6 protein-coding genes are annotated in these 5,972 nt (G+C 63.1%); all 6 read left to right on the top strand.

The window, feature by feature from the left end:
* Positions 1-942, top strand: a 942-nt coding sequence (locus tag VFP86_19130) for a nucleoside hydrolase (protein ID HET9001764.1), incomplete at its 5' end; no start/stop codon positions are given.
* Between the two features lie 93 nt (positions 943-1,035).
* A complete protein-coding gene (locus VFP86_19125; GenBank protein ID HET9001763.1) occupies positions 1,036-2,121 on the top strand; it encodes an ADP-ribosylglycohydrolase family protein in 1,086 nt (361 codons plus the stop codon).
* Between the two features lie 88 nt (positions 2,122-2,209).
* On the top strand, positions 2,210-2,614 hold the full coding sequence (locus VFP86_19120) for a RidA family protein (GenBank protein ID HET9001762.1): 405 nt from the start codon (positions 2,210-2,212) through the stop codon (positions 2,612-2,614).
* A gap of 70 nt (positions 2,615-2,684) precedes the next feature.
* Positions 2,685-4,004 carry an extracellular solute-binding protein gene (locus VFP86_19115; protein ID HET9001761.1) on the top strand — a complete coding sequence of 440 codons (1,320 nt, stop codon included), beginning with the start codon at positions 2,685-2,687 and terminating at the stop codon, positions 4,002-4,004.
* 237 nt (positions 4,005-4,241) lie between these two features.
* On the top strand, positions 4,242-5,075 hold the full coding sequence (locus VFP86_19110) for a sugar ABC transporter permease (GenBank protein ID HET9001760.1): 834 nt from the start codon (positions 4,242-4,244) through the stop codon (positions 5,073-5,075).
* Positions 5,072-5,935 (top strand): carbohydrate ABC transporter permease, encoded by an 864-nt coding sequence (locus VFP86_19105; GenBank protein ID HET9001759.1) that lies wholly within the window; start codon positions 5,072-5,074, stop codon positions 5,933-5,935. The genes VFP86_19110 and VFP86_19105 overlap by 4 nt, the downstream gene beginning before the upstream one ends.
* Positions 5,936-5,972: the final 37 nt, after the last annotated feature.

Raw genomic sequence — 5,972 nt, 5'->3', positions numbered from 1 at the left:
GATCCGGGGATCGATGATGCCGCAGCGTTATTTTTCGCCCTGGCCTCACCTGAGCTCTCGATCGATCTGATCACCACGGTCTTCGGAAACGTCACCGTCGACCAAGCCACGGTAAACGCGCAAAGACTCCTTGCATTCCTGTCGCGCGACGAGATCCCCCTCCGCAGAGGGGCCGCCGGGCCACTTCGTGGTTCTCCGAATCTCGCGAAACACATCCACGGAGACGACGGGCTCGGCAATGTGGAGTGGCCGCGGTACGATCTGGCTGCCGTCGACGGTCGCGCTGTTGAAGCGATCCTCGAGCACGTTGACCGCCATCCGGGAGCGGTCACGGTCATGGGTCTCGGGCCGCTGACGAACATCGCCCTGGCGGTCCTCTATGATCCGTCGTTTGCCGGTCGCGTGAAGAGGATCGTCTGTATGGGCGGCGCCGTCCTGACCATGGGCAACGCCAGCCCGGTGGCATCCGCCAATTTCTACAATGATCCGCTGGCAGCGGCGATCGTGTACGAGTCCGGGGCTCCGATCGTGCAGATCGGGCTCGACGTGTGCCAGAAAGTGTATGTGACGGATGAGCAGCTCGGCCATCTGGAGCGGGAAGGAAACCTTCCGGCCAGACGCCTGGTGGAAATGAGCCGGTTCATCAAGATGGCATACCAGCGTGCCTCTCCCGCCTCCGCGCGCTGGTCGCGCTATGGGGCGGGCCCTTGGGTGCACTTCAATGACGTGCCGGCCGTCGGCTACACGGTGCTGCCGGACGTCTTCACCAGCGAGCATCTGCCGGTCGTGATTGAGACCCAAGGGATCTGCCGAGGGCAGACCGTCGCGGATTTTCGCCATCAACTCGGGAAGGATCCAAACGCGATGGTGGCCCTGGATGTGGATGGCCCCCGGCTGGCGCGTCTATTCGTGGAACGCGTCGCGGGACTCGGCCGCGCATGACGGCTCCGGGAGCGGCACCCGCCGGCGGTGTCCGCTCTGATGCCACGCGGTGATGTTGGGGGCTCGAGGTCTGGTCTCATGGAGCGGATGTCGATGAGCGGCAAATGCGGGAGCCGGTTGTACGAGGCCATCTATGGATGCCTGCTTGGCGGCGCAATCGGCGACGCCATGGGCGGCGTGACCGAAATGATGAGCTACCGCCATATCGATGAAGTCTTCGGGACCGTCGAGACGCTCCTCGCTCGAGGGCCGGATCCGACGACCGCCCGCTTCGAGCCGGGGGTGCCGGCCGGACAGGTCACGGACGACACCCGTCTGCGGAACCTTCTCTGCTCGGCGATCATCCGGGCGCGTGGCCGCATCACAGCCGACGAGTGGGCCGAGACATGGCTCGACGAGATGGAGGGGTGGTTCTTCACCCCTGTGGTCAACGCGTATCACAAGGTGTTCATGCAAGAGACGCGGCCGCGCGAGGCGGGCCGGGGGTGCATGGGGAGCAATAGCACGGCAATGAGTATCGCGCCGGTCGGACTCGTGAACGCATGCGATCCGCGGCAAGCGGCTCTCGACGCCTACAGCGTGGCGGGCCTGATCCATGAAGGCTATGCCCGCGATGCCGCGTGCGCCGTCGCCGCAGGCGTCGCCGAAGCGGTGCGGGGTGAAGCCACGATCGACTCGATCATCCGTGCCGCCTGCGTGTTTTTGCCGGCGGGCAACGAAATCGCCGGCCGAATCGAAGGAGCCGTTCGGCTGGCGCACTCCGCCGGCGGCTATGAAGCGTTTCGGAGGATGTTCTACGACACCATGCTCCTCCCATGGCCTCAAAAGGGGCTGCTCGGGTCCAAGCCCCCCGAGGGATTCTACGATACCGCCGAACCACGGGAGACAGTGCCGGCGGTCTTTGGCCTGCTGGTTCTGGCCGAGGGGCATTTTCGCGAGAGCGTGGTGTACGCCACGAACTTTGGCCGGGATGCCGATACGATCGCCTCCATCATCGGCTCCATCGCGGGCGCCTTCGAGGGCGCCGGTGCGATCCCCACCGCCTGGATCGACCAAGTCCAAGCGACCAATCTGGTCAGCCAGCGCACCCTGGCCGAAGGGATCCTCGATGCCGTTTCGAATGAGCGGGACATGACGCGCGCGAGATTGCGTGAGCTGGAGGCGCTGCTCGCACGGTAGATGGCGGGGCTAGATCGCCCCACGGCCGGGGCGTGCACGCTCTCGTTGGGTGGGGTGTCAATCCACATCGGGCGTGGGGGGAGGGGTCATGCGCAGAGAGGAAGTAACGGTTCGTGGGGTACACAAGGCCACCGGAGGACTTCCGGGCGATGGAAAGGGATCGCACGCGGCGAAGATTGGGAACCTCGTCTTTCTGGCGGGTCAGGTCGGCCTGGATGTTGACGGGAACCTGGTGGGGAAGGGGAACATAGAGGCGCAGGCCGTTCAGACCTACGAGAACATCAAGACCGTGCTCGCCTCAGTGGGGGCGAGGCTGGATGATCTGGTGAAGACAACCACGTATACCACGAGCGTCGCGTACCGTCAGAAGATCGCGGAGGTGCGGACGCGCTACTTTACGAGCTACTTCCCACCCAACACCTTCGTCGTCGTGCACAGCCTGGCGATGCCGGAGGTGCTTATCGAGATCGAAGCCATCGCGGCATGTCCCTGACCTACGTCCGTCGGCCACTTGGCTCGCCCGAACATAAGTCAGCTCGGTTCGCAAAGGGGGAGGGCATCTCATGAGCGCACGAGCGACAGATAAGGCTCCGGTGAGGATGAGGCGGAGGACGTTCTTGACCGGCTCGGCGCGGGTGGTGGCGGGGCTTGCCGCTGGAGGCCTCAGCGCGGTGGTTCATACGGAAGGCGTGCGCGGGGCCGCGCCGGTGACCCTGCAGTTTTGGCACGTGCGATACACCTTGCCCCACTTGAACCAGGCGCTGAGCGATTTTGGCAAGGCATTCGAGCAATCGCATCCGGGCGTCCAGGTGCAGATCCAAGCGTTCCCGTTTGGGGAGTACTTTCAGAAGATCAACACCGCGTACGCCGGCAACCAAGCCCCGGATGTCTTCTTTGTGGATTTTCCGGAAATGGCGAGCTACATGTATCGCAAGATGATCATTCCGTTGGACTCGATGGTGTCGAAGGCGGATCAGGACGACTACTATCCGGGCCCGCGCAGCGACATGTTGTACCAGGGCCACATCGGGGCATTGCCCATGCATCAATCCACGGAGCAACTGCTCTACAGCGTGGACGCGGTCGAGCAGGCGAAAATCCAGCCGCCGCACACCCTGGATCAACAGTGGACGTGGGAACAGTTCATCAAGGCCTCGGAGACCGTCGTGCAACGGGACGCGGGACGCGTGACACGATGGGCCTACACCACAACCTACTATCCGCCGGACATGTACGTGATCCAGCCCTGGGTGGCGATGGCCGGCGGCGCGATTCTCAGTCCAGACGGCACGCGGGCCACGGGGTATCTGAACAGCCCCGCCACAGTCCGTGGGCTCACGTTTTGGGGAGATCTGTACACCAAACGGCAGCTCGCTCCCATCCAGCCGACTCCCGATCTGTTCGCCACGGGGAAGGCAGTTTTCATGCAAGGCAATCCGTTTGTACTGCGCGACATTGCCCAGCGTTTTCCCAACTTTCGGATCGGCGTGACCTTTCTCCCGAAGGACCGGCGCGGCGCCACGAACAGCGGCGCCTACCATATTGGGATCTCGACACAGACGAAGCAGCAGGATCTCGCCTGGCAGTTCGTCGATACCATCGCCGGCCGGGAGGGCCATACGAAGTGGGTCACCACGACCGGTTACCTGCCGGCCAAGAAGTCGGCCTACGCGACCCTCACCTACCTGAAACAGTATCCCTGGTCGGTGTTTTGGAACGGACTGCTCAACGAGGGTGTAGCGCGGCCGCGGACGCCCGCGTTTGATTTCATCGATGATCAATTTAGCGACGTGAGCAAGGATGTGCAGCTCGGCCATCCGGCCAAGCCCGCGCTGGATTCGGCGGCGGCCCGGATCGATCAGGAACTGTCGCGATACAAGTAGGAGTCGCATGGGCGCATGCGACCGCGCACGGCGTCTCGGTCCGTCCGCCGAGAGCATCCGCCCCGAGGCCGGCCCGCCGTTCCACGGGGCCGAGCGTGCATGGCGCCATGAACTCAGGCAGCTCACGGTCTGCGCAGGGAGCCGGAGGCTGACGGCATCGCCGTTGACGTTCTGAGGTCACGATCCCCCGGCCGGCGCCGCGCGAACGTCCGTCCGGCGCTGGCCGGGTACAGCTTCGTGTTGCCGGCCATGGCGGGGCTGTTCCTCTTTGGAGTGGCCCCGTTGGTCTATGCTTTCGTGGTCAGCCTTCATATATATGATCTGGTCAATCCCCATCCTCCCTTTGTCGGCCTGGCCAACTATCGATCGCTTATGGGCGATCAGATCTTTTGGACGGCCCTCCGAAATACGGCGATCTTCGCGGTGATGCTGGTGCCGCTGCAGACCACGACGGGGCTCACTTTGGCGCTCCTCGTGCAGCCGTCGACCCGGTGGATCGCGCTGCTGCGGACGTCCTTTTATTTGCCGGTGGTGATCTCTTACGTCGTGGCGGCCGGCCTCTGGGAGATCCTCTTCGCGACGCCCAACGGGCCGGCGAACAGCGTCCTCGCGTCCATGCATCTTCCCGCCCAGTTCTTCTTCCAGAACCCGGCCCAGGCGCTTCCGCTGATGGCCCTGATGTCCGCCTGGAAGTGGTCAGGTATTTCTATGCTCATTTACCTCAGCGGCCTTCATGAGGTTCCGGTCGAGCTGTATGAGGCGGCGGAAGTTGATGGGGCGGGTGCGGTGCGGCGATTCTGGGCCATCACGTGGCCCCTCTTGCACCGTATCACGCTCTTCGTATTGGTTTTGAACACCATTGACGCGTTCAAGATCTTCACCCCAGTGTATGTCATTACCAAGGGCGGACCGCTGAGTGCCACCATGGTGCTTGTGTTCTACCTCTTCCGCGAGGGCTTCCGGTACTTTCACCTCGGGTACGCGTCCGCGCTCTCGTTCGTGTTTCTAGTCCTCGTCCTGGCTCTAGCGGCGTTCCAGTTCCGGATCCTGCGAGCGGAGCCCCCGGAGTGAGCCTCGCGCTAGAGCTGAAGGGCGGGCGGACCCGGCTCCTCCACGGGGCGAGCGCGGCCGCTAAGCTCGTCCTGGCGGTCGTCTTTGTCCTTCCGCTGGTATGGATGTTCCTCTCCTCCTTGCGGCCCGTCGCAGAAATCTTCCAGTACGTCTTTCCATTGAGCCTTTGGACTCTGCTTCCCGTCCATCCGACGCTTGACAGTTACCGCCATCTGTTTCGCGACGAGCCCTTCGGCAGGTATCTTTGGAACAGCTTTGCGATGGCTGGGGGCGTCACGGTTCTGGATGTCGTGGTCAGCTCGATGGCCGCTTACGGGTTCGCTCGCATTCGCTTTCCGGGAAGAGAGGTGCTCTTCTTCCTGGTGCTGGCGATCATGATCATCCCATTCGAAGCCCTCCTCGTGCCGCTGTACCTGATCGTGCGTGGGTTGGGCTGGGTGGATTCCTACGCCGCCCTCGTCTTTCCGATGGTACCGAGAGCCCTCAGCATCTTCCTGCTGAGGCAGTTCTTCCTCGGTCTCCCGAGAGAGCTGGAGGATGCTGCTCGGATTGATGGCTGCCGTCACTGGGGGATTTACTGGTACATCATGCTCCCCCTCAGCCGCCCGATCTTGCTGTCCGTGGCGCTCCTCACCTTCCAGGAGTTGTGGGGAAGCTTTGCCTGGCCCCTCGTTGTGACGAACAATGCGAACCTCAGGGTGGTTCAGGTGGTCGTCGCGACCTTCGCCCAAGGCGACGCGATCGAGTGGGACAAGATCTTTGCGGCCCTGTCGATTGCCGCCGCGGTTCCGATCGCTCTCTTTATCATCTTCCAGCGCTACTACGTTCGAGGGATTGCCACCACGGGCTTGAGAGGTTAAGGAGGGAGGCGCCCAATCACCAAAACCTCGAGCGGCT

The organism is bacterium (genome assembly GCA_035703895.1).
Classification (GTDB): domain Bacteria; phylum Sysuimicrobiota; class Sysuimicrobiia; order Sysuimicrobiales; family Segetimicrobiaceae; genus Segetimicrobium.
The sequence above is the reverse complement of the archived record's forward strand: the minus strand, read 5'-3'. Positions and strand labels throughout refer to the sequence as shown.